This is a genomic window from Pseudoalteromonas sp. T1lg88 (assembly GCF_002964765.1).
Lineage (GTDB): Bacteria > Pseudomonadota > Gammaproteobacteria > Enterobacterales > Alteromonadaceae > Pseudoalteromonas.
Genome location: NZ_PQCF01000028.1, coordinates 1 through 255, shown reverse-complemented (window position 1 = coordinate 255; position 255 = coordinate 1). Strand labels below are relative to the sequence as shown.

Here is a 255-nt window from a genome sequence, read left to right as displayed (position 1 = left end):
GGGGGATTATCTCCGTGGCGAGGCCGGGAATGATACCTACCTGTTTGCCAAGGGGGATGGCAATACCACGATTGACAATTACGACACTGTTGCTGGAAGTCATGATGTATTGCAGTTTATGGAAGGCATTGTCCCTGAAGAGGTGCAGGTTGGTCGTTCGAGCAACAACTTATTGCTGCAGATAGGCAATGAAGTTATTACTGTAGCCAACTTCTTTATCAATGATGGCGTAAGTGTGTATGCGTTAGATGGCAT

At 46.7% G+C, this 255-nt stretch carries 1 protein-coding gene; it reads left to right on the top strand.

What is annotated here, in order from left to right:
* Positions 1-255 (top strand): hypothetical protein (locus tag C2M34_RS09235; RefSeq protein ID WP_199878782.1); only part of this gene is annotated, 255 nt, incomplete at both ends.